Source organism: Alteromonas lipotrueiana (genome assembly GCF_019249245.1).
In the GTDB taxonomy this organism is placed as follows: Bacteria; Pseudomonadota; Gammaproteobacteria; order Enterobacterales; family Alteromonadaceae; genus Alteromonas; species Alteromonas lipotrueiana.
Genome location: NZ_JAESDK010000003.1, coordinates 1 through 25,053, shown reverse-complemented (window position 1 = coordinate 25,053; position 25,053 = coordinate 1). Strand labels below are relative to the sequence as shown.

The following is a 25,053-nucleotide window of genomic DNA, read 5'->3' as shown; positions in this document are numbered from 1 at the left end:
TCAAAACGGCGCATATTATAGCACCTCTTTGTAGACTTCTCGCTATTTGCCAGAAAGTTTAATGCTTCAGGTTTTGCTTGTCAGGATTAAGCGCACGTTATGATATGCTAATGTGAGTAAAATTTTTGGTGAGTACCGATTATGGCTTACTGGCTGTTTAAAACCGAACCCGATGCTTTTAGTATTGAAGATTTGCGCGCACGACCGAATCAGACCGAGCCCTGGGATGGGGTTAGAAACTATCAGGCCCGCAATTTTTTGCGCGATGATATTAAACAAGGCGATAAGGTTTTTATTTATCATTCAAGCTGCAAAAAAGTAGGCATTGCCGGAGTAGCCGTAGTGGTAAGAGCGGGGTACCCTGATCCGGTTCAATTTAATCCTGAAAGCAATTACTATGACCCTAAATCGACCCCGGACAATCCGCGCTGGTACCGGGTCGATGTGCAGTTTGAAGAAGCTTTTGAAAAGGTGCTTGAATTAAAATCCATCAAAACAATGCCCGAAATTACTCAAACCGGCGTGGTTAAGAAAGGTCAAAGATTGTCGGTAATGCCGGTACCCGAAAAAGAGTGGATGCATTTATATAAAGCCGCTAAAGCAGAAGTTAAGAGCTTTTGAGAGGCTAACCTTGCATTACACCAATAAGTAATAGCTAAATGCAAAGGCGTATAGATACACATTTTCAGCGGCTTTTTAGACAAATTTCGATTAAATACACTAAACCGTACACTTATTTTGCAAACCGAAGAAAGCAACTCTGAAGGCTAATGTGAAGTATCAACCGTCGCCCGGCATTTATAAATGGGGGCTATGCCATCGCCACAACCTGGTATAACAAAATTCCGGTAGAAGCCTGAGCAATCAGTCCAATTGTTACCACTACACCATCGCGATATGCGATCCCTATCGCCGTTAAAGCAAGCGCAAAAGCGGGTAATGCTGCACCAAACGGTATGACCTCTAGTGGAATCATGCTCAACGCTACAATTCCACTGATGCCAGCGATAACCGAGCGTATAGGCTTTTTAGCCATAGCCGTGAAACGCGGCGTGAATAGTTTTTCCATTTTACTGATATAAGGACGAGCCTTGTCCGTCGCTTTTTTCAACTTATCGTGCGAAACAGAACGCTCTCGAAGAGCTTTAGGTAGCCAGGGGTGATCTTTCCCCGCAGCTAACTGAATACACACTAAAAATAGGGTTATGCCGCAAATAGAGGGTACACCGGGTATTGCTCCGGTAGGTAAAATAACCATCAAAGAAGGTATCAGCAGTAACGGCCCAAAGCCACGCTCTTCAAAAGAAGATACCACGTCCTCAACCGTTACCTCATTTTGGGTATCTTCAACCAGCTTATCGAGTAGCCCCGAAATGGTACTGCTTGTCATCTTATTACCTAGCGAATATGTGCATACATTAAATACAGTTAAGGAAGGTAATTGGTTCTTTTTGAGGACGCTGGCGGCCGCTAAATTGCGAAGTTTGGATACTAGGGCAAAAGTGTTCTGGGTGGCATCAGGTACGGACGGTAAGTTTAACCCAATAAGTTGAATGGAAGAATTAAGGTTGGCGAACATATGCTTTATCACCTTAAAAAACGCTTTTTCCTTGGTCAGACAAAAGTGCTCTGACACTAGAAAAAGAATCACTTCGACATCAGCCAGGATAAAAAGTCGGGTTCTGCAAATGCTTTGTCCCAGGAGTTATGGTCGGTACCGAGATAAACTTTTCGTTCAAGTATGGCAATATGGTTTTTGGCTTTTTCGGCTACCCGTGCTGATAATTCCGGCACCACAATTTGATCCTCAGCCCCATGGTAGATACGTAGTGCCAGTTCCGGCGAGTACTGTTGGCTGACTGCCGGGTTGGCGCCCGGGCAGATAGCAATGGCCGCGCTAAACCAGTCTGGCTGCCTGGCCAGTAACTCCAGCGTACCCATCCCGCCCATCGACAGCCCGGTGACATACATTCTGTCGGTATCAATAAACGGTTTGTTCATCATCTGCCTGGTCAGCGCCATCACATTATTCATCGCGTTTGTCGGCGGCACATTATTGCTGCCGGTATACGGAAAAGAAAAGCTAAAGGGTAATGAACTGCGGTCGGCTTCCACCACTGCCCAATAATCATTTTCGGGCGCCTGGGGAAATAACACTACCGCTGGAAACTGTTGGCGTTTTGCTAAAAACAGTTCAGCCCCGAGGGTAAGCTGAGATTTATTATCATCACCTCGTTCTCCGGCCCCGTGCAAAAACAACACAAGCGGATATTTTTCAGCAGGATCAAAATTTTCAGGCAGCAATAACCGGTATTTGAGCTCACCTGACGGGCCATCAAAACTACGAGCCAAAAAAGTGGATTCAACCGTTGTGGCAGCAAACACTGAGGCTGCCGCCATCCATAGAACAGTCATGACCAAAATGCGCATAGTGTACCCAGTAAGTAATTAGTTAAGAACAACCTTCGCATTATTAAAGTAAGGATGCCAGGTCCCACCTGCCTTTAATGAATAAGCACGCAATAGCAAAATACCAGAGTGAATCTCCACTAAACGCCGTTGTACAATTTTTGCTTGAACGATTCCCCCGCGGTGGCAATCACAGTTCAATATGCAGCGAGCTGTCAGTAGCATGGCTAATTGGCTGTGTCACAGTCAGCACACCGGTTTTGGAGTCCCAGAGCCACTTTTCGTCGGCCATCTGCTTCATCTGTGCAGGTTTTTCAGTTAACCCATGGATTTTCCAGGTGAGCTTGCGCTGGTCGGGCAAACCGGTATAACTGCCGTTTGGCGAAATGTTCAGGTGCAGTGTGTCGGTGTTATGGGACGCGCTGAAATCCAGCGTGAGGTAGGCCTGTTCAGCCAGAGTTTGTGGGGACTGGCCCTGGTCTTCATACATGCGGTATGCAGCCTGGCTGACTGAAGCATCGGCCCAGTAGTGTACTGCCAGATTTTCAGCGTTGTAATCAGCGGTGCGGGCCAGGCCCGGCTGCATGGGCACAAAACTCCCCGCTTTGACATACACCGGCATGGTCTCAAGGGTCAGAGCATGTTCTACATTACGACCGCTTTCACTGTGGTATTTTTTACCGCTGAAAAAATCAAACCAGGTGCCGGCCGGCAGAGCTACGGTAGTGTGCTCCAGGTCTGGCGCTGTTATCGGCTTCACCAAAAAAGCATCGCCCCACAAAAACTGGTCGCCTTCTTCAAAAAATCGTTCACTATTGGCAAAAGCCATGGGCCGCATCAAGGGCATGCCGGTGAGGCTGTTGGTGTAGCTGAGTGAGTAATTGTACGGCAACATGTCATAACGCAGCTGGATAAAGCGGCTGACAATTTGTTTGGTCGGATTCTCATGAAATACCGGCTCGGGCGCGATGCCTTCATGGGCGTGTGGGCGGTATACCGGGAAGAAGGTCCCGGCCTGCAGCCAGCGGGTATAAAGCTGGGCATTAAAGGTATTGCCGCCGGCAAAGCCGCCCAGATCTGAGTGGGTATAGGCCAGGCCAAATACACTCATCTGCAGGGCCAGTTCCACCTGAGCTTTGAAGCCACCCCAGGTGCGCGACACATCCCCGGTCCAGGGCATCATGCCATAGCGCTGGCTACCCAGAAAGCCGGAGCGCATCAGTACAAACGGACGTTGCTCTGGTTGTGCGTGCAGCGTACGCTCATACACCATTTTGGCCCACTGATGACCAAATCCATTGTGTATTTCATCGGCGGTTACAGTAGTGCCATCCCAGGAATGCAGGGCGTCGTACGGATGCACTTCTGGCTCACCCAAGTCACCCCACCAGCCCGCGATGCCCTGATCCAGCAAGCGTTGGTAGTATTGCCAGAACCAGTCGCGGCCCTTGTCGTTAAACACATCGACCAGACCGGTGTTACCAAAATAAAAATCAAAAGTGTGTGGGTTGCCGTCCAGACCTTTCGCCAGTGCCTGGTTTGCTTTGGCAATTTGGTATTCTGACGAAGACGTTAAAACAAAGGGCTCGGTGATCACTACAGTGTGAATGTCTTGTTCGGCAAAATCGCCAATCATGGCTTGTGGGGTAGGGAAGGCGTTTTTGTCCCAGTCAAGGTTACCCATATGGCCCTGAATATCCGGACCGAACCAATACAAATCCAGCACCACGGCATCCAGCGGGATCCCTTGCTCATTAAACATGGCGACCACATCGCGGGTTTCCTGCTCGGTGCGATACCCAAAGCGTGAAGCAAAATTGCCCAGCGCCCAGCGTGGCGGCAGCGGCTGGCGTCCAGTCAGGCTTACTACTTGCTTCACCAACTCGGGCAGGGCAGGGGCAGCCACCACGATATAACTTAAGCGGCCGCCTACCGCATCAAACTGCAACCGGTTGGGCGAGGTATGGCCCATATCCAAATGACCGGAAGCGGTATTATCAAATAAAATGGCATAGTTACGTGAAGACATCACTGCTGGCAGGCCAAAATACATCTGGTCTACCGGGCCCTCTGAGTAACCGTAAGAGGCGCGGTTATACAGCGGCATGCGGCTGCCGCGCCGATCCATACCCAGCACCCGCTGGCCACCGCCGTACAGTTTTTCATCCGCGGTTAGGGCAAATTGCGCGCCGCGCACGGTCTGGTAAAAAAAGCCGCCAGCAGCTTCTTCTATCAGGGCGCGGCCATCCTGCGCAAACGCCAGTTTGAACGGCTGCGCCTGTACTTCAACACTGATGCCGGGCAGAAGAATATTCAGGCCGTCAGTAACCTGGCTAATTTCAATCTTTGCTTGCTCTGGGCGGTTTTTATCGGGCACCGCCAGTGAAGGCAGAGGCTGTTCATCAGCCTGACGGTAGAGCACTTCAACACTGCCAGAAGTGAGCGCTGATACAGTGACCGTCACGCCATCATCGCGATGCAGCACAACGCCGTTGTCCAGCCGCTGGTGGCGAACCAGTTCAGCGGCTTGTGCAAAGGAACAAATAAATAACAACAAGCTACCGGCAAACGCAGGTCTGCCGGTGATAAAGGCGCGAAAAAGGGTCATGACATCAGGCTCTTAATATCAAATAATTAATAATTCATCGAGCAAGATAGCGGTTAACAATCTATTAAAAAAGTCTTACGCTGAATTTGCATACGTATTCATCAAAACCACCTGTACTGGTTTACTCAAATCGGCCACACACCACCGCCTGACTGTTTTCAACCATGTGCCGTCCCCGGCAAAGCACATGCACCGGTTTTAGGGTATTGGCATCGAGGAGCACCGGGTGATAAGTGACTGTCCTGTTCACTACTCACATGCTAATAGACAAGTTTTTCACTCTATACTCCCAATCGGGCGGGGATATAAGGTGTAAGATGCGATAGCATCTTAATCTGGGGTTGATTGGTTGCTGTGAATAAGCATCTTAAATTGGACAACTAATAGTTCAGGCGCCTGCCGGGGAGAGTTGAAAAAGTTTTGCACCATTGACGGGCCCTGCGCGTTCGCGTCCAGCGAGAAAATGCCTGTCATGCAGGCTTTTTCGATTCAAAACAGTTTGTTGCACCCAGCTAAAGTGAGTAAGCTTGTGTCAAATCATGATGATTTTAAGACAATAATTCTCGATACAACTAATAAACGGAACTTAATTATGCTCAAATTAGCGGCTCTACTGGCAGGTGCCATCGCACTGCCACTGGCCTCAAACGCAGTCGCGGCTGGCCCATCAACCAAAATGTCTGTGGAAAATTTGCTTGGCATTTCATGGGGACAAAGTCTTGCAGAGACAAAACAGTTAGGGGTGACCTTTAGTCGATGTGAGCAAAGTGGCAAAGCGACCATCTGCGAGGCTGATGGGGATAATTGGGCAAAGGACTACGGCCCAAAATCAACGGTGATCTCGTTTTTTATCGAAGGTGAAGGGCTGCATAAAGCTGCGGTACTGACACATTTCATCATTGATGACTACTACGCAACTGGCGGGCATAAAGCATACGGTGATATGAAAACCATGTTTTCTTTAGGGTTTGGCGAGGCCGTCTCCGTAGAAACGGTGCCGAAGGGGAAACATTTTTATACCTGTTTGCTGGACGAGGATTGTGGTGTCTGGGGCTCTTTATGGGAAGTGCCCACAGGTACGGTCATAATGCAACTTGAAGCCTATGACAAAGAAAGCGCAAACCTAGCGACAGATTATATTTCGCCGGACTATCGACGGTTAACTGGTAGTTAATTTCGCTTATTTTTGAAACAACGATAATAGAAGCGAACTGGATAACGTTATCGCTTTCAGTTCACCGAAAAATGAAACAGCCTGAAAAAGATTTTTAAAAATGAAAAGATTAATACTAGCCGCTACGTTGGCATTATCATCTATGACAGCTGCGGCGAATGAACTTGATGCGCCGGCAGGTTTTAACTGGGGTATCTCGTTAAGCGAGCTCAAAAAACAATCGTTAGTGCCTGAAGATTGCAAGCACGAAGACAGCACCGCTGTATGCAAAACGACAGGCGCTCCCAAACCATTATCATTTGCCGATTTTTATTATCTGGTTTTCATTGAGGGTAGCGGCCTGCAAAAAGTTTCGGTAGTTGGTAATACCATTGATAGCGACAGTACTGGCTCGGAAGGGAAAGCGACTTTTGAAAAAATAGAGACGGCATTAAACGGAAAATACGGTGATGCGCCTAAGAGTCTCAAACACGTAGGTCTGGAACTTTACGATGAATGGGACGAGTTTTATCAATGTTTGGCGTATGATGGGTGCGGCTACTGGCTTAGCTTTTGGGATATTGGAGAGGGCGCCCTGTTTATGGAGTTAAAAGGCTTAAAGCGGGGTAGTGGTTACCTTAATATCGTGTATGAGTCACCGGATTATTCACAATTGGCCGCTGCCATTAAACAAAATAGACTTAACTCCGATGTGGACGCATTGTAGATTAAGCCTCTAAAGTTTTAACTTTTTGCCATAAAAAAGCCGACGTATAGTCGGTTTTTTATGCTTGTGTAGCGCAGCGCTGGTTACCAAAAGGGCAGGCGTTGTACAATCAAAAAATGTTTATGCACCATTTACCCTAAACGGTTGCTACGCGAACGCTTCCCGATACTGTGGACTTCTACCTTTGCCTTGAAAAAGGTAATTGCGACCCGTGGATGTCCCGATGGGAGCCCGTTGAGGGCGTTGTGGTATTGGAATTAAAGCCTGTGACATCAGGGGGCCTGTTATGTGTCAGTCGCTTACCGAACCCAACTGTGGGCGCATCTTGTGGATAGTCTGTCTGCAAGCGCGAATTAACAGCTCACAATTAGGGGCCCTTATGAAAAATACGCTTTATTTTCTAATCCGAGTGTCGATTAAGTTGGCACTTTCCTTCGTCGTCATCTTGGTCGGCGTAATGGCAAAGCTGCTGTTCACGGAACTTCAGCTAGGTGCGCTGCCACTAACGATTGCCTTAGGGATGATAAGCGACTGTCCTGTTCACTACTTTCCTGCTCACTACTTCAACTGCTAAAAAAGCAAAATCCCATCAAACAATAGCATTCTTCCTATCGCTGAATTGGCTCAAAGAACAAACACCACATTGCCTAAAACCCAATTTGCCGCTAGTCTTCGTTAACTGTACAAAAAACAATAAGGGAACCAGTATGTTAGTTCGTTCAATAAAGCTGGCGGCGTTAGCAATGAGCTTGCTAGTGTCAGCAAAGGTGTTAGCGCATGAGTTCGGCTCACCACAAGACGCGGTAAACAGTTATATCAGCGCGGTCAAAACTGGGTCGGGTGAGCATATTAAGATGGCGTTTTTACCATCGGCATCCATCCAGTATTATGATAAAAATGGTAAGTACCAAAACTACACCCGCGATGATTTTGCCAAACTTGTAGATACCGGCAATAAATGGAATGCCACGATTGAAATCACCGATTTAAAAACCACCGGCAATGCGGCGAATGCCACGGTGGAATTTAGCTGGGGTGACGAGGGTAAACAGGGCTACGTTGACTACCTGAATTTGATTAACCACGACGGCAGTTGGCACATCACTGATAAAGTTGCTCAATACGTAGAGCGGTAAAGCAGATGAAGGGCAAGCCACACGCCCCGGAAAATAACTCCGGGCTCAGATATTGCGAAAATATTGTGCTGTATTGCGGTCAATAAAGGTTAGCGTTTAAACGGCATCAAATACAGCGCTTTATAACTAGGCTGTTTATTGCCAATTCCCGTGTCTTGCGTATTGGCATCGGCAAATGTACCAAACAGGCGATCCCACACAATGCAGACACAGCCATAGTTGGTGTTACTTTCACTGATTACCTGGGAATGATGGTGTATATGGTAGCGGTTGGTGGTGAAAAACCAGCCGACGATTGCTGAATTAAGGTTTAAATTGCTATGAGCCAGTATCGCCGTAACGGTGGTTAGCGAGACAAATGCCACGCCTACAACTTCGCCACCCAATAAAAAGCCCACTATTGCCCGAGGCAGGATCAGAAAAAACGCTTCGACGGGGTGATTGGCCACCGCATTCAGCCCGCTTAACTTTTTAAATGCGTGATGCGCGCTATGGCCGGATAACTTCCATAGCCAGCTCCACCGATGTGACGCCCTGTGGTACCAATAATTCACCAACTCGAACGCTGAGAAAATAAGCAGCACCTGCGCGATTATCGGCCATTGTGAAGGCCAAATCTCTAACTGCCATGCGGTGCTCAAATCGGCCATCCATTTGAATATCGACATTTCGTAAAGCATTTCAATAGCCACATACGCTGTGGCTGCAACAAACACAAAACCAAACAGTGCCAGGTTTTCGCGAACGCTTTTGCGCCACTCAGGCCGGGCTGGAATAAGTACTTCCAGCAGGGTAATTAAGCAAAAAGCCACGATAATAAACAGCGTATGACTGTCTAACGACGCTCTGGTATGCGCCGAATACAGTGAAATACCAATCAGCACAGGCTGCAATGCCCAGTAAACGCTTTGCCGCAATGCGCATTCAACAGGAGCAAAGGTATTTGACTTGCCGACCATAACCGCTCCTTATCCTGATTTGACGTAAAAGCACTTTGCGCAAGTTTGTTAGAGGCAAAGAGGCTCGACACCTGGGTAGTGTAGTCGTGTAAATATGCCTCTTAGCACTTAAATTTGTAACAAAAATCTATCTATTACTGCTATTCACTTATTCAGCCTTTGACCGCGCCAGGAATACTCTCCGTTTGGCTAATTGCAGTTGTGTATGGATAGCGGACCTTTTCAATTGAGTCTCAGTTTTCGTCGATCAGAAGCAAAAAAGCCAGCAGCTGCATACTGTAACAAGCGTTATTTGGTGGGGTACACGGTCCACTTCCGCTCCGGCAGAATCAATACGATCTAACATTTTTTTTCAACGTAACCAATAAGATTAATTGATGAAAGAGGTATTTATGGAAAATTTCTTCGGAACTAATATCGATTTATCGGAATTGACCGAAAAAGCCATATCACTGGTGATGACTTATACCCCCAAATTGTTATTGGCTATTCTTACTTTGGTGGTGGGGCTATGGTTGGTGAATCGCTTTGTGGGTTTATTAGACCACCGGCTTGGAAGAAAAGACCCCACTTTAAATAAGTTTTTATGCGGACTTATTAGTGTCGTTTTAAAATTGATGTTGTTTATTTCTGTCGCCTCTATGATCGGTATTGAAACAACCTCATTTATCGCCGTAGTTGGTGCAGCTGGTTTGGCCATCGGTCTGGCGTTACAAGGCAGCCTGGCGAATTTTGCTGGCGGTGTGCTAATACTGATTTTCAAACCATTCAAAGTAGGTGACACCATTGAAGCAGAAGGTCACTTGGGTTCCGTGGAAGAGATACAAATTCTTTATACCATAGTTAACACCTTCGACAATAAGCGTATTGTCATCCCCAACGGTAGTCTGTCTAATGCCACGTTAACAAACGTCAGCGTATACGATAAGCGCCGCTGCGACATGACGTTTGGTATAGGCTATGATGACGATATCGACAAAGCAAAGGAAGTGTTGCAGCGCCTGTATGAAGAGGATGAGCGCTCATTGTCCGACCCTGCACCTAGGATTTGTGTGGGTGGGTTAGGCGACAACTCAGTCGATCTGATGTTTCGCCCCTGGGTTGCCACTGATGATTTGTGGCCTTACTACTGGGATATGCAGGAAAAGGTAAAAAAAGCTTTTGATGAAGAAGGAATTAGCATTCCTTATCCGCAGCGAGATGTGCATATCTATAAAACGAATGACGATTAATCTCCCAATCCGGAGATAGCTTTGTAAGCTATCTCCGATACTTCTTAAAATTAGCTTATAAACTCGGGAGTCTGGCAATATGGAAATTAGCGGCCCAGAAAATATCGAAGATAGTTAGCAGCTATTCATCCTCGCATATTTAAGAGCGTAGCGTATGAGTATAAAAAATATTAACGCTATGTCATGCCCAATGTCTCTGGTGTTAACGGCTGCTATTCGGCACCAAGCGGCTGTCGGGCTCAAGAAGCTCGACCGTATGCTGTTTGTCTGAAGCTGAACAGCAAAAACGGTTCGTAGACGGACCGCACTGCACGTGAAGCGCTCATTGGATATTTAAGGTTCCAATGGCAGCGTTGAGCGAATAGCGATCGTTATCAGCACCCATTAGACAATCGCTTTTTACCTTCGAAAGTTAGTTCAAAACACAACTTTGCCAGCGGACGATAAGTGACTGTCCTTAGCTATGCTGGAAAGCAGAAAGCACAACGAGGCTGAATTAAATTTTAATTGGACTTTTCAGGCTGGCATTAAACGCGCGAATGGCTTCAAAATCAACAAGCTAATGACGCGAAGGCCCGGCAATTGGCGAGCCCTTGTCGTGTGGTGGAGTTGACGGTATTTGAGACCGGGTTAAAAGTAAAAATGAAGGGGGGCTTCCCTGACTTTTAACCGCCCCACGCGATTATTGTTACAAAAGAAGAGGGGACTATTAATCTCTTCTCTTTATCTCAACACCCATAAACAGTAGCGCAGGCTACAACTGCCCGTGAAGTTGATAAGCAGCCCAGTCGCCTCCGCGCTGATACCATTTTCTGTTTTGCCATTTATCAAAAGTCAGTTCATGACTGTGTTGGCAGTCTTGTTGAAAAGCGCTTCGCAATTCCTGCGCAATATTTTTATCCAATAAACCAACACCTACCTCGGCATTGATCGCAAGCGAACGGGTATCCAAGTTTGTCGTGCCAATGTGCGACCAGACTCCATCAACAATAACAATCTTCTGATGAAGCATATTTGGCTCATATTCATATATTCGCACGCCGGCTCGTAATAAGGATCCGTACAAATGTTTGCCGGCTCGGTACAGCAAATAGCTATCGTTTTGTTTGCCAGGCAACATGAGGTGCACCTTCACTCCTCGCTTAACGGTTTGTTCTAAAAGATCCAACACGCTTTTTTTTGTCGCAAAGTAGGGATTCTGGATAATCACTTCTTTACGTGCGCTGGCGATAGCGAGCATGTAGAGCAACGCTACGGATGAGTGACCCTGTCTGCTGGTACTCTCCACGACATGCACAGCCACCGGACCAGCATTACCGACATCTTCTGCAAAACAACCTTCACCCGTGGGTACCGGTTGCTTCGCATCAATCCAATCCTTGATAAACACCGACTGTAGCGAGGCAACAGACGGTCCACGCAGCCGTACGCCGGTGTCTCGCCAGTGAGCGCTGTCATGCGCTTTTCCGTACCAGACATCTTTAACACCATGGCCGAAGATAAAAGCTGAGGTGCCATCAATGATAAGCAGTTTTCTATGGTTTCGATTGTTAAAACGGCGCAAGCTAAAGCGATTGATGGGGTGGTAGAAAGCAAGCTCAACACCTTGATCTCGCAACTTCGCCATCTGACTCTTACTGGCGTTTCGAGCGCCTACCGCATCGACCAGCACTCTCACTGTCACACCCTGTTGGGCTTTTTCGGATAACAGGTTGACCAAACGCTTCTCAAAGTTGCCTTTGTGCCATACAAATGTTTCGAGGTGTACGGTGATTTGCGCATCAGCAATATGCTCCAGCATCGCCTCCAAAAACTTTCCGTTTTGAAACAATGTTGCCTCGTTACCATGATGTAAGGCACTACCCGTGAGCCGGGCTATATTTGGTAGGGCTGTTTGGATATTACCCATCGTGGTTAATTTTGAATCAGGAGGGGGGATCCATCTTTTACGGCTGATAATTAGATATAAAGCTGTCGCAAACGCTGCGAGTGCCATTAATAAGAATGTTTCAAACATAGAACTCCCGCTTGAATGGATATCCGGCAGCAAGTCGTAAAGGCATGTCACCTGCTCTTAAGTGCTTAAGGTATGCCTATCGCCGCCATTCGCTAATATGCTTACGCCTGGCAACCCGATTACGTGCAGTGCTGTTTTTACTATCAAGCCCTTACCACCTGAGAACGAAATATGATCTGAAGCCCTCACGTTGCTTTTTACCTGTTGAGGCTTCAAGAAAAGGCTATTATTGTTGGTCCGACTATTTGCTAACCGATGTGCCTTACAGGTAAATGTGGTTTTATTGGCGCGATAAGTTCAAACAGTTGATTTGCACTTAATATTATTGCTCGCTGAGCTCTACAGTCACTAAAATTGGATTGTGATCAGAGCTTTCATATTGCTTGACTGATGTTTTAGATATCGATACGCCCCTTGTCCATATTTGGTCAAGAGCGAAACCAAATGTTGTAGTACGTTTATCATCAACATAATGTGCTTCTGTAAGCCCCAGTTTTGTCAGTGAATTAATTATAAGTTGCTGGCGGGCATCATTCCAGGCATTCAAATCACCCGCAAAGATAATCGGACCGTCATGCTGCATCATAATGTCTAAAGCGTCTTGTAGCTGCTTTTCATAGTCTTTGGTACCTAGTGTAAAGTTGATGCCATGCATATTGACACTTAGTAAACGAAGGTTTCCCGCCAAAGCATATTCAGTAATATTAGTGGCTTTAGGGGTACGCAACCAAGGCTCTTGATGAGTCCATGTACAATGTGTAGTGGCAGGCCAGCGGCTTAGTGTCATAACTCCGGTTTGTGTGTCACCGCTTTTATAACCAGGTGAAAATCGCTGGTAAGGTTTAAGCTTAACAAGGCGTGGATCGTCTGTAGCCTCTTGTAAAAAAATAAGGTCAGCCTGTTCGTTTAGTTGATTTAAATCGGTAAACAAATTCCTATTTTGTGCTTTATAAATATTCCATGTAAGCAATTTGAACGGCTTGGCCATAATATAGCGACTACTATACGTGTGGAGACGATTTGCTTGTAGTAGCTTGTTACATTGCGTGGGTGTATAAGCTGTATCTGCAATACTCGGGTGCGGCTCAGATGAAGCAGCACTTGCAGTTGTTGTTGTGCTGATTATTAATGATGCACTAAGCAGTGCTTGAAATAGTTGTATTACTTGCATCTAACACCTTACAATTTTCAGAACCTACATTTTTCACTTGTTAAAACAGGGTGGTGCGAGTTGTCGAAAAGGCGCGTTGGCCGCGTCAGAGCCACGATGATGTGGTGCTGCTCTGTGCTGGTTAAACTTATTTTACCAGCAGGGAACATTAAAAATCACTCAAGCGTGAAAACCTAATCAGTAGCATGAGCGCTGTAAGCCACTGGGCTAACATTACCGCCTGCGAAGGCTTCTTTGGCGTATTGAAATAACAACGCAGTAACTATCGACAATATCAGATACGTGACAAAGCAAGTGCGGATGTATTTGTCTGCGTTTAGCGGGTCCATATTTCAACAATGCAACGTAGACTAACAAATTAAGACAGCAAATTTACGTCTTTAGCAAACCGTTCATGACAGCGGGGTAGAACCCGATGGATTAGCCTTAATGTCATTAAATTCCTTTAAAAGTGTTTTATGTTTGCTACTTAGAAACTGGTCGGCCCACCCTACAAGAATAATTTTTTGCTATTCGCTTTTGCTGATAAAAATTTTAAGTAATTAATAAATAATAGAAATTCTGCGTGCTTTCTCTAAATTCTCAGTTTTTATTTTCAAATGTGACAACTTAGCAATATATCTGTCAAATCGCTGTCACTAACACTGCCTAATCTCCAGCGTGCGGTTGAGCAAAAGCACAAAGGAAAACAGCTATTTGCTCTTGTTTACGCCCACCCAACGCCGATTTTAATAAAATGTTTAGGTAACAATCATGAATCGTAACTGGAAAATAGCATGCACTGCAGTAGCAATGGCGGTCTCCGCTGGGTTACAAGCTGCAGTATTGCCAGAGCATCAAACAAATAGCGCATGGTACACCGATGCGCAATCTAAATTGACTGAGAAACTGGCGACGAATAATAAATTCAAAGCCAAGAACGTCATCCTTTTTGTTGGTGACGGTATGGGTATTTCTACCCTTACCTCTGCTCGTATCCATAAAGGGCAATTAGCAGGTAACCCCGGTGAGGAAGGCTATTTAAGCTTCGAATCTTTTCCCTACACCGCGCTTGTTAAAACATACAACATAGATGCCCAAACCCCAGATTCAGCCGGCACAATGACAGCGATGATGTCAGGCCTTAAAACCGATGTAGGTGTTATTGGGGTTGACGAAAATATAGAACGTGGCGATTGCTCTACCGTGGCTGGAAATGAGGTTATTACTGCGCTTGAACTTGCGGAAATTAAAGGTCTTTCTACCGGAATTATTTCTACCGCACGTATCACTCATGCTACACCCGCCGCTACCTATGCAAAATCGGCTGACCGTAACTGGGAAGACAATTCAGATATGCCTGAAGCAGCCATCGCCGCCGGATGTGTGGATATTGCCGATCAGCTGGTCAACTTCGAATCCTATGTAGAGGGTCGTTACACAGGCGTAGACATTGACGGTATTGAAGTAGCAATGGGCGGGGGCCGTCGTCATTTCCTGCCGAAAGACGAAACGTTCAACAGCCCGGATGCACAAAGTGACGTAGAAGGCGATCGTACAGATGAGCGTAACCTCATTGCTGAATGGCAAAGCAAATATAAAAACGGCGTATATGTATTCGATCAAGCTGGTTTTGATGCTATCGAAACCGAATCGACAGAGCGCGTATTCGCCTTGTTTAACGAGTCGCATATGCAATACGAAGCCGACCGCGGTAACGATATTGCCGGAGAGCCATCCGTATCAGAAATGACCAATGCTGCTATTAAAGTACTCGATAACAACGAGGAAGGTTTCTTCCTAATGGTGGAGTCGGGGCGTATAGACCACGCCCACCATGCTGGCAATGCCGCAGGTGCGCTCACTGATACGCTAGCATTTGAAGAAGCGGTGATGACCGCTGTTGAAAATACCGACCCAGAAGAAACGCTGATTCTTGTTACTGCCGACCATGGTCACGTATTTACCATTGCCGGTTATCCTAAACGGGGTAATCCAATTCTGGGTAAGGTAGTGAATGTAGGCTCAGAAGAGCCCGCCACTGCATCAGACGGCAGACCGTATACGACATTGGGCTACACCAATGGTCTTGGTTTTCGGGATTTAGGCGATGAAACCAACTCAGATGCTACTTACGCGATAGATAACGCAGCAGGCCGTGTTGATTTAACCAATATCAACACAACACTTCCGGGGTTTTATCAGGAGGCGCTCATTCCCTTAGGTTCTGAAACGCACTCTGGTGAAGACATTGCTCTGCATGCAACAGGGCCCGGAAGCCAGCTTGCCCAGGGTGTGGTAGAACAAAGCGTTGTTTTCCACTTAATTAATCAAGCTCTTGGCCTTGTTAACGAATAAGTGGAGATAAGAAAATGAATGTATTTAAGTTAAGTTTGATTGCGCTAGCTATTGCAGGGTTATCGGCCTGTTCGTTAGAGGGAGATGATGGCCAGGACGGCGTTGATGGCACTGCTGGAGTTGATGGCGTGGCCGGCGCTGACGGCAATAATGGTTTAAACAGCCTTACTGTTCAAACCGAATTACCTGTGGGCGACGCTAACTGCCCTAACAGTGGTGTTCGTATAGACTCTGGTTCAGACACCGACAGCAGTGGTTCACTAGATGAAGGTGAAATTACCTCTACAAGCTTTGTATGTGCTCCGGGTGTCAACTCAGTTGGAACAAGTGAAATTCTGACCAGTTTAAACAACGAATGGTTTATTGATGGTCAAACAGAAGTTGAAGACAATAAACGTGCATGGGTTAATGCAACCTCTGGCTCATCTGCGGCTTCGTCAAATGTACGTGTAACGACCGCTAACTCTAAGCAAGAGCTTGACGCTATGGTTGAAAACCTTCGCGGTACGGCGAAAAACGTAATTCTTTTTGTTGGCGATGGAATGGGTGTTTCAACGGTCACTGCAGCGCGTATTCTCGACGGCCAGATGAAAGGCTTAGCGGGTGAAGAGAATCAACTAAGCTTTGATGCTTTCCCGTTCTCTGGTTTGTCAAAAACGTATAACGTTGATGCACAAACACCTGATTCAGCAGGCACGATGACTGCCATGATGAGTGGTATCAAAACCGATGTAGGTGTCATTGGTGTTGATGAAGACATTGAGCGCGGCGATTGCGGCACAGTAGCGGGTAATGATCTTGTAACTGCACTTGAGCTGGCAGAAATTGCGGGAAAATCTACGGGTATCATCTCAACCGCACGCATTACACATGCAACCCCTGCTGCTACTTACGCAAAATCTGCCGATCGTAACTGGGAGGATATCTCAGACATGCCTGAAGCAGCGGTTACAGCCGGCTGTACCGATATTGCCGATCAGCTGATTAAATTTGAGGCCAACCTTGAAGCTAAATTCGGTGGTTTAGATGTTGACGGTATCGAAGTGGTAATGGGGGGAGGCCGTCGCCATTTCCTTCCACAAGACGCCGCGTTTAATAGCCCCGATGCTGCAAGCAGTACTGAAGGCGATCGCACCGATGGACGAGACCTGACCGCAGAATGGCAAAATCTTTACACCAACGGTGTCTACGTTTTTGACCAATCTGGTTTCGATAGTTTAGCCACAGAGACCACTGAGCGCGTATTTGCATTATTTAACGAATCACACATGCAATATGAAGCCGACCGCGGCAACGATATCGCCGGCGAACCTTCAGTAGCTGAAATGACAAGCGCGGCCATTAAGGTACTCGATAACAACGAGAAAGGTTTCTTTTTGATGGTTGAATCGGGTCGTATAGACCATGCCCACCACGCCGGAAACGCCTATGGTGCTTTGCACGATACTATGGCTTTTGCTGAAGCAGTCGCTGCTGCGGACGAGCTAACTAATGATGAAGATACGCTTATCATTGTTACCGCCGATCATGGCCACGTGTTTACCATTGCTGGATACCCGAAACGCGGCAACCCAATTCTGGGAAAAGTTGTGAATGTAGGGTCTGACGAAGCAGCAACCGCCGCCGACGGCACGCCTTACACCACACTAGGTTATACCAATGGTCTTGGCTATCGAAATTTAGGTGATGCAACGAACTCAGATGCGTCGTACCTGACTGCAGCAGATACTGGCCGCAAAGATATCACCGGTGTAGACACGACAACCCCGGGCTATCACCAGGAAGCGTTAGTACCGCTTGGCTCAGAAACTCACTCAGGCGAAGACGTCGGCATTTATGCTAAAGGCCCGGGTGCATTCTTAGTAAGCGGGACTAATGAACAAAGCATTATCTTCCATGTTATGGACTTTGCGGGTGACCTTGTGTCACAAGCAGAAAACGCTATGGAATAAGTGATATCACTACCAACACAAGGCCCTGGCTTAAGCCTCATGGCCATTGTACCTTCCAGGGGGAGCCACTTGCTCCCCTCGTTATTGGAGCGAAAATGAAAAAGTTACTCATTCTTGTGACTGCTTATAGCCTTACATTTACCTTGCACGCGGCAGATAGCAATGAGATGTGCGAAGAAGATGGCCAACAGGTTAAGGCCGACTATACAATTACCAGCACCAAACACACCGCCATGGGTGAAAACGCACGCAACAGCACTTTGTCGCTATGGCGAAAGGACAATAAGGTGGCACACCAGTACCCGGCAACTCAGATTACTGAAGTTTACACATTGGTTCACAATAAGCTGATTAAACCCGTACGTTACTTCGACGGCCACCAGCGCGCCATCGAATATCAGCCAGGTGAAACTATACATGGCAAAAGAGAGACTGATTTCTCTTATCGGTATCAGCTTATCAGTGACGCATTTATAGATAACATGACGCTAGTGAGCTCTACCGGCAAAAATTGCAATCAAACAGACACATACGAATTTAAAACAGCGACAAGCGCCTTTAAATTAGTGTGGCGGGTAGAGCATCAATTGATTGAACGATTTGATATTGAGCAAGGTAATATGCACCTCACCTGGACACTAACAAATGCTGACTTTGATGCAGATGTAAGTACATTTTTTGCTCAGCGCGTTAACTATCAGTCAACAGATTATGCTGACATCGGTGATGACCATACCGACCCCTTCCTTACAAAAATGGTAACTCAAGGCTTTATTGAAGCCGGGGCGAGCGGCTTTTACGACCAGCAAGGTAACGCGCTTGAAGGCGAGCACCGCCACTAAAGCAACCATTAAGCATTATAGTGATAGGACAGTCACATCCATAATAATAGGACAGTCACTTCAGATCTAATAAGGCATCGACGAGGTCTGGTCGTAATGTCATACAAAATGAAAGAGGATGTCTTCGCTGTGCCGGAGCTAGCTTAAAATCCAACTGCACTTTGGGATAGTAAGTGACTGTTCTACTTCGAGCCTTTCTGTTTGTGATGTGGAAGCAGAATTGATAGGACAGTCACTTCAGATCTAATAAGGCATTGACGTGGTCTGGGTATTACGTCATACAAAGTGAAAGAGAATGTCTTCTCTGTGCCGGAGCTTGCTTAAAATCCAACTGTACTTTGAGATAGTAAGTGACTGGGGTAGTAAGTGACTGTCCTACTTCAAGCCTCTACTTCGGACCTTTCTGTTTGTGAAGTGGAGGCAGCTTTGTTTTAAAAAGGTAACATGCGCTGCCTCATTATTCACAGGCCATATTTGCTAGGCTTTAGTCGATGTTTGCGATGGGCTGTCACGTTTCATTAACCAGGCATAAGCAGTAGTAAAGGCGGTCTCCTGAAACTGCTTTAAACCAGTGTCTGAAAAAGGAACTGCGATTGGGTTTCTGCGTAAGGATTCTTTAATATCAGTTGGGTTGAATACCACAACCTCTAGCCCTTCGATTAATTCAATAGCCGCTTCCAGTTTAAAGCCAATGGCACTGCCTGCAAATTTGCCCTTACTTTGGCGCTGGCGGATTATTACAGCATCAATGTTGTAGTCGGCGATAAGCTTGGCGAAAGTACTTTGGAAGCTTTTTAGCCCTTTGGCGCTGGAATCGGCTAACGTTAACCGGCGGGTACGGCAGTCGGGAACATGAAACAAACCATCTATCAGTGACAACAGACATACCGTCGCTTCGTTACCTTTTAAATCTACACCACAAACTTTCATATTCATTCCTATTTACATTTACCTGCCATTATAACGTGTTTCGCTGCAAAGTGACTGCTCTATTGAGCCCAGCGGCATCCTGATAATTCCGTACTTCATAGTTCAGTATGCATGCACATACAATATTGTTCTCTACCAGAGTTAAGAAAACGAGCTTGCTTGTCGCATATCGGGCAATAAAACGGTTGTGAAGTACCATAAGCCAGAACTGACTTAAGCCAACAAAATTTGCTATTGATAAACTATTAAGCAAGAAATCAATAATCAGGACAGTCACTATGTACAACTTTATGCACCCCACTAGATAAGTCAGAAACTGCGTTACCTTTTGCTCGCTCAGGTCTTTAGGATGACGCTTTTGCTATTGAGTGTGGTGACTGAAATTGTTTGGTAAACCGCTTCATACAAGAGAGACAACTGGCCTAAAGATCAAAAAATCTAAGTAATTAAAGGTAGATCGGCACATGTTGTTACTACGCATGGATTGAAACCACGCAAAAAAACAGTATAAATAATCATCATAAACGATATAAGCTATTGAAAATAATTAACTATGAAGCATTTGTAGAATGGGAATGTACCGTTGTTACAATGAAGTCTTCATAATAAGTTGTTAGGCATACAAAAGGAAATAGCATGCATCGTAAGTTAATCATGGTTATCACATCATTCTTCCTCTTTTTTACAGTTCAGGCCGCTGAGTTTACTGAGGGCGATCATTATCTAGAGATAGAAGGACAAATAACCGAGAAAAAAGAAATAACTGAATTTTTTTCGTTTTACTGCCCAGCTTGCTTCAGGCAGGAAGCTTTTATGAACGATCTTAAAGCATCACTTCCTAAAGATGCTGTTTTTAATAAAAATCATGTTGACGGTATGCCGGGAAGACAATCTGAGATAGAGGATTTACTGACCAAGGCTCTAATTACCGCAGAATACCTCCACGTTGAAAAGCAACTTGTGCCAGCAATCTTCAATTACATCCATCTAGATAAAGCCGACTTTCACAACGAAAAAGATATTAAAAGCTTATTTTTGGTCAATGATGTAGATGCCGAAAAATTCGATAAAGTATTTTCAAGCTTTTCAGTTAATACCAGAGCTAAGGTAATGAAGAAGAATACTAAAGACATTCGTAGTCAAGGATTTTCAGGAGTACCAACTCTGATTGTGAATGGTAAATACAAGCCTTTGACTAAAAATTTAAAAACGATGCAAGAATATAAAAGCCTAGTACTTTTCTTATTGAATAAAGAGGAATGATTCAGCGCAGGTTATGCCGCACGAAACACTGTTGGCTTACCCTTCGGTCGCTGGGATGCGGGCGGCTTCGCCATTTTCGCTCACGCGCCTGCGCCCCAAAGCTTAGCGTCAGCAGTCATTTAACATGGAGGTATTTTTGAGATTATCAATTTTAGTATTTGCAGTTTTTCTGGCAGCCTGTACAACAACTACGACGTTAGATTTAAATAAAATGGAACAAGCCGAAGAAACGAAAACGACATTTTATATTTCAGTCGAGGACGGCCCATCTTCTGAGCTCGTTAAGGAAGTTGGATCCACATTTTGTAACACAAGCTTTGTCACTGTTATTGAAAGTGTAAACACTACAAGTGAATGGAATAAATTGGTAAAAGTAACGTTTGAAAATTCAAAGTCTAAAGAAAACTTGGCTATTCTATTTTATTTAGAGGAAACCAACGGCACATTGATCCCCTTAGTAAAACATAGTGCAGATGACTTTGCAGAACCATTAGGAATGGAGTTTTCGCTCGGAGAAAAAATAGCTTCAATGGTATATCTACAAAGTAATGATTTCGGTATTTCATTAGAACCAGCACGCAAGATAGATTCGCTATTAAGTCAATCAAACGGTGCAACACGAACGGAAGAATTTGAGTTTTCAATCCTTGAGCTTGATTTTGTACCCGACCTAATAAAGTTCAAAGGGATTTCTGTGAATGCAGTGTTTGACAATATCCGTGTAAATCATGACCGCTCACAAAGTACTTAACACGAGTAACACTGCGCGCCACACTGTGACAGTAACACAGCGGCGCCTCGTGATTATACCGCCCCGCCACTGTCCATTAGCTTAGCGTAAGACATTTATAAGGAAATAATTGATGAAAAATGTTGTTTTAGCGTTTATTTTTATACTCGCTGGTTGCACCTCTACAACTTCGCACACTACGTTTACCTTTTCAGATACCATGGAAATAATAAGGGCCGCTGCCGGTTCAGCGCCCAAAGGTGTTCCTGGCCAATATACTCTTCAAATAGTCGCCACGGGGCGTCAAGGTCAATATGTCTATTTAAATACAGAAAAAGACTACCGTGATCAGCGAGCAATAACGGTAGCCTTACACCCTAAAGTAATTTCACAATTATCGGCGAAATATGGAATGCCACCCCAGGAATACTTTGTAGATAAAACAATAGTGGTTGATGGTAAGGCTCAGCGGGTGAAGATTGCATTTCTATCAGAGGGTAAGCGTACTGGTAAATTTTATTACCAAACGCATATAAGGGTAATGGACATATCGCAACTGAAGGTTGTGGGTGAACATGCCATACAGCTCAATTAACACAATCAATGCCTTCTATGGGAAGAATACGGGCAGGGCGGCTTCGCCATTATGCCCTACGGGTTATCTACCCTCATTTAAAAGTTACAACTTTTGCAGGATATGTATGGTAAAGGGAATTTTATCTATTGTGGCAGTCAATTGTCTGGTCGCATGTTCAACTACTTCGCCTGTTTATCAAGCTAAAGCGCCATTACAAATAACTGACCGTTTAACCGCTACCGAATACTGGGTAAGCACTAAAATTGTTAAGCCTAAATTTCCGGTTACAGCAGCAATCCGTAAACAATCTGGCTGTGCTCGATTCGAGGTCACAATCGACGAGACAGGAGCAACAACGGACATTAATTTTATTGAAAGTTTTCCTGCTAATCAGTTTGTTCAGACATCAGAAGAAGCTCTCAGAAAATGGCGCTGGAAATCAACAGAAAGTAACTCAGCAAGGCAACCTATCAGGCGTGTTGTACAGTTAGATTTTTATGACAGTTCAGCCAATAATCTCGAGGTGGCTAAAGCATTTTGTGCTGTATAAGCACAGTTGTATCAAACCCATTAAGTCACTCTGAGGTTCGCTGGGACAGGAATACATCGACTTTGTCGCTTCACTCGGATTTTAGCCAACGTGTTACTGTCCCTAAGCGGTGTGTTGATATCACCAGTAAGGAAGGTTGATGAAACCTGAAAATATTATTAAGTACATCACTGAAAATTTTCATGGTGTTAGTCCGAAATCTAGCTGGGGCGAAACCTCTCTATTCTATAATCCCGGTAAGGTCTTACCTAATGGGGTTTATTTCTGCACAATCAAAGAAAATAACGGCGAGAATGACAAGTCAGCTGAATTAGACAGGGCTGGAATTTTTAGGGTAAGTATCGGCATTAATAAAAATAGCTATGAAAAATTATTTGGTGCAAAACCACCAAGGCCTGCCAAGGGTGGAATTATTAATACTGGTCATGACTTTACTGAACTCAATACTTTAATGCCACATCCAATCTACGGATGGATGAATTGGGTTCAAATTCTTAATCCAAGTGAATCAACGTTTACTGAAATACTACCTTTAATTAAAGAAGCACATGCAAGTGCAGCTGCAAAATTCAGTAAGAAAAATATTAACAAGAGGCTTCAACGTGTGTCTGCGACGCCGGACAATGTGTAAGTTGCGCCTTTGTGGTTTGCGTCGCAAAGTATTCCCCAACACACCACAACCTACACACTGTGGCTGAACATCACGTTATGCTGCTTAGTGAAGATAAAGGATTAAAAATGAAAGGAAGTTGTAACTGTAAAAGCATCTCGTTCACTTCAAACCAAGAAATTAAAGCGGTTGTGAATTGTCACTGCAATTTATGCAGAAAAATGAATGGCTCTTCATTTTCTACCTACGTAGTGGTACCCGAATACGACTTTTCTATCACGGGTCAAGACCTTAGCTCATTCAAAGTGTCTGAAAACGCCACCAAACATTTCTGTTCTCGTTGTGGTACACCAATTTTCAACACAAACCCCAGGCTTGGGGGGGTAATCATCGTTCATCTGGGGGCTATAGACTCACAATTTGAGATCAGTCCGGCTGTAAATATCTTTTGCGAATCCCAATTAGAGTGGGTAAATAAGATCGACGGTTTAAAACGATTTGAACAGGGATTGGCGTAATGCAACATAACAAGCTGATTAGCACATTTACTGCGTTTGCGGGGACACATTCACGCAGGGCGGCCTCGCGATATACCGTACGAGCCTACACCGTTATTGAAAGGTTATGTGTTATCGTAGAAATATGAAAATATCGGTTTTATCTGATTGTTCAAGTGAAATTGAGACTGTTGCTAAATGGTACTTTAATGAGTGGGATAATAAAGATCCTGAAGCGACGCTAGAAAGTGTTATAGCAAAGGTGTCATCGCGTGACAACAGAACCGTGTTTGTGTCACATATTAATGGAGAATTAGCTGGCGCTGGTGAACTAAAATATTGTGAGTACCCGCAATATTCAGGTTACAACTATTGGTTAGATGGAATATACGTATCTTTAGAACATCGGGGCAAGGGTATATCAACAGCATTAATAGATTTTGCGAAATCCAGGGCCATTGAGTTACAGCTATCGGCTTTTTATCTACGTTGTGAAGCTCATCTCGTAAAACTGTATAATAACCATGGATTTCAGGTGGTTTGCGTTGAGGAGACTAAGTTCATAATGGCGTTTCAAGTTAACACATACCAAACGCTTCAAACGGAAAAATAGAGCTGGCTGTTTTCACTTTGTTCAACATTTTAGCCCACGTGTTATTGTTCTAAGCGGTGTGTTAGTGACCATGAGGCTCATTATGCATGTATGGTTGATTTTAATAACTCTTTCGAGTGTAGTTGGCTTATTAGTCGCTAAGTATATGCGACATAAATTATCAGTTTTTGCTGCCGGTGGTCTACCTTGGTTAGGCCTTTTAGGTGTATTGCTGTATACCGAGTATTTTGTACCTTACCAAGGGGGTGGGGCTTCAATGTGGCCAGTAGCACAATTTTTCGGTGGTACTGCCGCAGCATTCATAGGCGTCGTAACTTTTTTAGTGGCTCGTAAGTTCATCTGGCCAGTTAACGATACTCACTAACAGGTCGCGCTAAGCATTCACTTCGTTCGCTCGCACGCGGCTTCAAGTCCATCCAAATTCAAAACATAAAAAAACCCCATGCCTTATGGCACAGGGTTGTTTTATGTGGTGGAGCTGGCGGGATTGTATTCAACGCCATCCCTGGCGCTGCCCCTGCGGGCGCCTGGTGGCGATACAAATTGTTCCTGACAATTTGTGAACCCGCACGCGGCTTCAAACTCAATAAACTCATGACACAAAAAAAGCCCGCCGAATGGCGAGCCTTTGTTATGTGGTGGAGCTGGCGGGATTGTATTCAGCGCCATCCCTGGCGCTGCCCCTGCGGGCGCCTGGTGGCGATACAAATTGTTCCTGACAATTTGTGAACCCGCACGCG

General features: G+C 45.3%; 24 protein-coding genes. 16 read left to right on the top strand and 8 right to left on the bottom strand.

Annotation, left to right across the window (positions count from 1 at the left end):
* The first annotated feature begins 141 nt into the window (after positions 1-141).
* The gene (locus JK130_RS03075; RefSeq protein WP_218352751.1) at positions 142-621 is read left to right on the top strand and encodes an EVE domain-containing protein; all 480 of its coding nucleotides are present in this window, start codon (positions 142-144) and stop codon (positions 619-621) included.
* Positions 622-811: 190 nt separating this feature from the next.
* Here the strand turns inward: JK130_RS03075 and JK130_RS03070 are convergent, their stop codons facing one another.
* The 3 genes from JK130_RS03070 to JK130_RS03060 all read right to left on the bottom strand — a co-directional run bounded on the left by JK130_RS03070 (position 812) and on the right by JK130_RS03060 (position 5,017).
* Positions 812-1,390, bottom strand: a complete 579-nt coding sequence (locus JK130_RS03070) for an exopolysaccharide biosynthesis protein (RefSeq protein WP_218352750.1) — start codon at positions 1,388-1,390, stop codon at positions 812-814.
* A 257-nt stretch (positions 1,391-1,647) separates the two neighbouring features.
* Positions 1,648-2,430 carry a carboxylesterase family protein gene (locus tag JK130_RS03065; protein ID WP_218352749.1) on the bottom strand — a complete coding sequence of 261 codons (783 nt, stop codon included), beginning with the start codon at positions 2,428-2,430 and terminating at the stop codon, positions 1,648-1,650.
* A 169-nt stretch (positions 2,431-2,599) separates the two neighbouring features.
* Positions 2,600-5,017, bottom strand: coding sequence for a TIM-barrel domain-containing protein (locus JK130_RS03060; protein ID WP_218352748.1), 2,418 nt, complete (start codon positions 5,015-5,017; stop codon positions 2,600-2,602).
* 463 nt (positions 5,018-5,480) lie between these two features.
* On the opposite strand from JK130_RS03060, the gene JK130_RS03055 reads away from it, so the two are divergent.
* From JK130_RS03055 to JK130_RS03045, 3 genes are all read left to right on the top strand, one after another.
* A complete protein-coding gene (locus JK130_RS03055) occupies positions 5,481-6,191 on the top strand; it encodes a hypothetical protein (RefSeq protein ID WP_218352747.1) in 711 nt (236 codons plus the stop codon).
* A gap of 100 nt (positions 6,192-6,291) precedes the next feature.
* A complete protein-coding gene (locus JK130_RS03050) occupies positions 6,292-6,897 on the top strand; it encodes a hypothetical protein (protein ID WP_218352746.1) in 606 nt (201 codons plus the stop codon).
* A gap of 707 nt (positions 6,898-7,604) precedes the next feature.
* Positions 7,605-8,033 (top strand): nuclear transport factor 2 family protein, encoded by a 429-nt coding sequence (locus JK130_RS03045; protein ID WP_218352745.1) that lies wholly within the window; start codon positions 7,605-7,607, stop codon positions 8,031-8,033.
* Between the two features lie 89 nt (positions 8,034-8,122).
* Here the strand turns inward: JK130_RS03045 and JK130_RS03040 are convergent, their stop codons facing one another.
* Positions 8,123-8,992 (bottom strand): sterol desaturase family protein, encoded by an 870-nt coding sequence (locus JK130_RS03040; protein ID WP_218352744.1) that lies wholly within the window; start codon positions 8,990-8,992, stop codon positions 8,123-8,125.
* Between the two features lie 392 nt (positions 8,993-9,384).
* On the opposite strand from JK130_RS03040, the gene JK130_RS03035 reads away from it, so the two are divergent.
* A complete protein-coding gene (locus tag JK130_RS03035; RefSeq protein ID WP_218352743.1) occupies positions 9,385-10,224 on the top strand; it encodes a mechanosensitive ion channel family protein in 840 nt (279 codons plus the stop codon).
* A gap of 754 nt (positions 10,225-10,978) precedes the next feature.
* Here JK130_RS03035 and JK130_RS03030 read toward each other — a convergent pair.
* Both JK130_RS03030 and JK130_RS03025 read right to left on the bottom strand, forming a co-directional pair.
* Complete coding sequence (locus JK130_RS03030; protein WP_218352742.1) at positions 10,979-12,241, bottom strand: phospholipase D-like domain-containing protein; 1,263 nt, start codon at positions 12,239-12,241, stop codon at positions 10,979-10,981.
* Positions 12,242-12,563: 322 nt separating this feature from the next.
* Positions 12,564-13,412 (bottom strand): endonuclease/exonuclease/phosphatase family protein, encoded by an 849-nt coding sequence (locus JK130_RS03025; protein WP_218352741.1) that lies wholly within the window; start codon positions 13,410-13,412, stop codon positions 12,564-12,566.
* 753 nt (positions 13,413-14,165) lie between these two features.
* On the opposite strand from JK130_RS03025, the gene JK130_RS03020 reads away from it, so the two are divergent.
* The 3 genes from JK130_RS03020 (at position 14,166) to JK130_RS03010 (ending at position 18,543) form a co-directional block, all read left to right on the top strand.
* The gene (locus JK130_RS03020) at positions 14,166-15,749 is read left to right on the top strand and encodes an alkaline phosphatase (RefSeq protein WP_218352740.1); all 1,584 of its coding nucleotides are present in this window, start codon (positions 14,166-14,168) and stop codon (positions 15,747-15,749) included.
* A 14-nt stretch (positions 15,750-15,763) separates the two neighbouring features.
* Complete coding sequence (locus tag JK130_RS03015) at positions 15,764-17,701, top strand: alkaline phosphatase (protein ID WP_218352739.1); 1,938 nt, start codon at positions 15,764-15,766, stop codon at positions 17,699-17,701.
* Between the two features lie 95 nt (positions 17,702-17,796).
* Positions 17,797-18,543, top strand: a complete 747-nt coding sequence (locus JK130_RS03010) for a hypothetical protein (RefSeq protein ID WP_218352738.1) — start codon at positions 17,797-17,799, stop codon at positions 18,541-18,543.
* A 477-nt stretch (positions 18,544-19,020) separates the two neighbouring features.
* Here JK130_RS03010 and JK130_RS03005 read toward each other — a convergent pair whose 3' ends face one another.
* Positions 19,021-19,473 (bottom strand): DUF3010 family protein, encoded by a 453-nt coding sequence (locus tag JK130_RS03005; protein WP_218352737.1) that lies wholly within the window; start codon positions 19,471-19,473, stop codon positions 19,021-19,023.
* A 636-nt stretch (positions 19,474-20,109) separates the two neighbouring features.
* Between JK130_RS03005 and JK130_RS03000 the strand changes: the two genes are divergently transcribed.
* From JK130_RS03000 to JK130_RS02965, 8 genes are all read left to right on the top strand, one after another.
* A complete protein-coding gene (locus tag JK130_RS03000; protein ID WP_218352736.1) occupies positions 20,110-20,736 on the top strand; it encodes a thiol:disulfide interchange protein DsbA/DsbL in 627 nt (208 codons plus the stop codon).
* A 136-nt stretch (positions 20,737-20,872) separates the two neighbouring features.
* Entirely contained in the window at positions 20,873-21,487 is a 615-nt protein-coding gene (locus JK130_RS02995) for a hypothetical protein (RefSeq protein WP_218352735.1), read from the top strand.
* A 112-nt stretch (positions 21,488-21,599) separates the two neighbouring features.
* Positions 21,600-22,061 carry a hypothetical protein gene (locus JK130_RS02990; protein ID WP_218352734.1) on the top strand — a complete coding sequence of 154 codons (462 nt, stop codon included), beginning with the start codon at positions 21,600-21,602 and terminating at the stop codon, positions 22,059-22,061.
* A 106-nt stretch (positions 22,062-22,167) separates the two neighbouring features.
* Positions 22,168-22,593, top strand: coding sequence for an energy transducer TonB (locus tag JK130_RS02985; protein WP_218352733.1), 426 nt, complete (start codon positions 22,168-22,170; stop codon positions 22,591-22,593).
* 139 nt (positions 22,594-22,732) lie between these two features.
* Positions 22,733-23,224 carry a DUF6194 family protein gene (locus JK130_RS02980; RefSeq protein WP_218352732.1) on the top strand — a complete coding sequence of 164 codons (492 nt, stop codon included), beginning with the start codon at positions 22,733-22,735 and terminating at the stop codon, positions 23,222-23,224.
* Between the two features lie 77 nt (positions 23,225-23,301).
* Entirely contained in the window at positions 23,302-23,721 is a 420-nt protein-coding gene (locus JK130_RS02975; protein ID WP_343210975.1) for a GFA family protein, read from the top strand.
* Between the two features lie 124 nt (positions 23,722-23,845).
* Positions 23,846-24,313 (top strand): GNAT family N-acetyltransferase, encoded by a 468-nt coding sequence (locus tag JK130_RS02970; protein WP_218352730.1) that lies wholly within the window; start codon positions 23,846-23,848, stop codon positions 24,311-24,313.
* Between the two features lie 82 nt (positions 24,314-24,395).
* Positions 24,396-24,677, top strand: a complete 282-nt coding sequence (locus tag JK130_RS02965) for a hypothetical protein (RefSeq protein WP_218352729.1) — start codon at positions 24,396-24,398, stop codon at positions 24,675-24,677.
* Between the two features lie 101 nt (positions 24,678-24,778).
* On the opposite strand, the gene JK130_RS02960 is transcribed toward JK130_RS02965, so the two are convergent.
* The coding region (locus JK130_RS02960; protein WP_218352728.1) for a hypothetical protein at positions 24,779-25,053 on the bottom strand (275 nt) is incomplete at its 5' end.

What these genes read in the sequence shown, in the direction of transcription:
- JK130_RS03045 (WP_218352745.1), top strand. Translation starts at nt 7,605, where the DNA reads ATGTTAGTTCGTTCAATAAAGCTGGCGGCGTTAGCAATGAGCTTGCTA.
- JK130_RS02980 (WP_218352732.1), top strand. Translation starts at nt 22,733, where the DNA reads ATGAAACCTGAAAATATTATTAAGTACATCACTGAAAATTTTCATGGT.
- JK130_RS03050 (WP_218352746.1), top strand. Translation starts at nt 6,292, where the DNA reads ATGAAAAGATTAATACTAGCCGCTACGTTGGCATTATCATCTATGACA.
- JK130_RS02990 (WP_218352734.1), top strand. Translation starts at nt 21,600, where the DNA reads ATGAAAAATGTTGTTTTAGCGTTTATTTTTATACTCGCTGGTTGCACC.
- JK130_RS02970 (WP_218352730.1), top strand. Translation starts at nt 23,846, where the DNA reads ATGAAAATATCGGTTTTATCTGATTGTTCAAGTGAAATTGAGACTGTT.
- JK130_RS03040 (WP_218352744.1), bottom strand. Translation starts at nt 8,992, where the DNA reads ATGGTCGGCAAGTCAAATACCTTTGCTCCTGTTGAATGCGCATTGCGG.
- JK130_RS03065 (WP_218352749.1), bottom strand. Translation starts at nt 2,430, where the DNA reads ATGCGCATTTTGGTCATGACTGTTCTATGGATGGCGGCAGCCTCAGTG.
- JK130_RS03075 (WP_218352751.1), top strand. Translation starts at nt 142, where the DNA reads ATGGCTTACTGGCTGTTTAAAACCGAACCCGATGCTTTTAGTATTGAA.
- JK130_RS03000 (WP_218352736.1), top strand. Translation starts at nt 20,110, where the DNA reads ATGCATCGTAAGTTAATCATGGTTATCACATCATTCTTCCTCTTTTTT.
- JK130_RS03015 (WP_218352739.1), top strand. Translation starts at nt 15,764, where the DNA reads ATGAATGTATTTAAGTTAAGTTTGATTGCGCTAGCTATTGCAGGGTTA.
- JK130_RS03020 (WP_218352740.1), top strand. Translation starts at nt 14,166, where the DNA reads ATGAATCGTAACTGGAAAATAGCATGCACTGCAGTAGCAATGGCGGTC.
- JK130_RS03055 (WP_218352747.1), top strand. Translation starts at nt 5,481, where the DNA reads ATGCCTGTCATGCAGGCTTTTTCGATTCAAAACAGTTTGTTGCACCCA.
- JK130_RS03005 (WP_218352737.1), bottom strand. Translation starts at nt 19,473, where the DNA reads ATGAAAGTTTGTGGTGTAGATTTAAAAGGTAACGAAGCGACGGTATGT.
- JK130_RS03060 (WP_218352748.1), bottom strand. Translation starts at nt 5,017, where the DNA reads ATGACCCTTTTTCGCGCCTTTATCACCGGCAGACCTGCGTTTGCCGGT.
- JK130_RS03010 (WP_218352738.1), top strand. Translation starts at nt 17,797, where the DNA reads ATGAAAAAGTTACTCATTCTTGTGACTGCTTATAGCCTTACATTTACC.
- JK130_RS02985 (WP_218352733.1), top strand. Translation starts at nt 22,168, where the DNA reads ATGGTAAAGGGAATTTTATCTATTGTGGCAGTCAATTGTCTGGTCGCA.
- JK130_RS02975 (WP_343210975.1), top strand. Translation starts at nt 23,302, where the DNA reads ATGCTGCTTAGTGAAGATAAAGGATTAAAAATGAAAGGAAGTTGTAAC.
- JK130_RS03035 (WP_218352743.1), top strand. Translation starts at nt 9,385, where the DNA reads ATGGAAAATTTCTTCGGAACTAATATCGATTTATCGGAATTGACCGAA.
- JK130_RS03030 (WP_218352742.1), bottom strand. Translation starts at nt 12,241, where the DNA reads ATGTTTGAAACATTCTTATTAATGGCACTCGCAGCGTTTGCGACAGCT.
- JK130_RS02965 (WP_218352729.1), top strand. Translation starts at nt 24,396, where the DNA reads ATGCATGTATGGTTGATTTTAATAACTCTTTCGAGTGTAGTTGGCTTA.
- JK130_RS03025 (WP_218352741.1), bottom strand. Translation starts at nt 13,412, where the DNA reads ATGCAAGTAATACAACTATTTCAAGCACTGCTTAGTGCATCATTAATA.
- JK130_RS03070 (WP_218352750.1), bottom strand. Translation starts at nt 1,390, where the DNA reads ATGACAAGCAGTACCATTTCGGGGCTACTCGATAAGCTGGTTGAAGAT.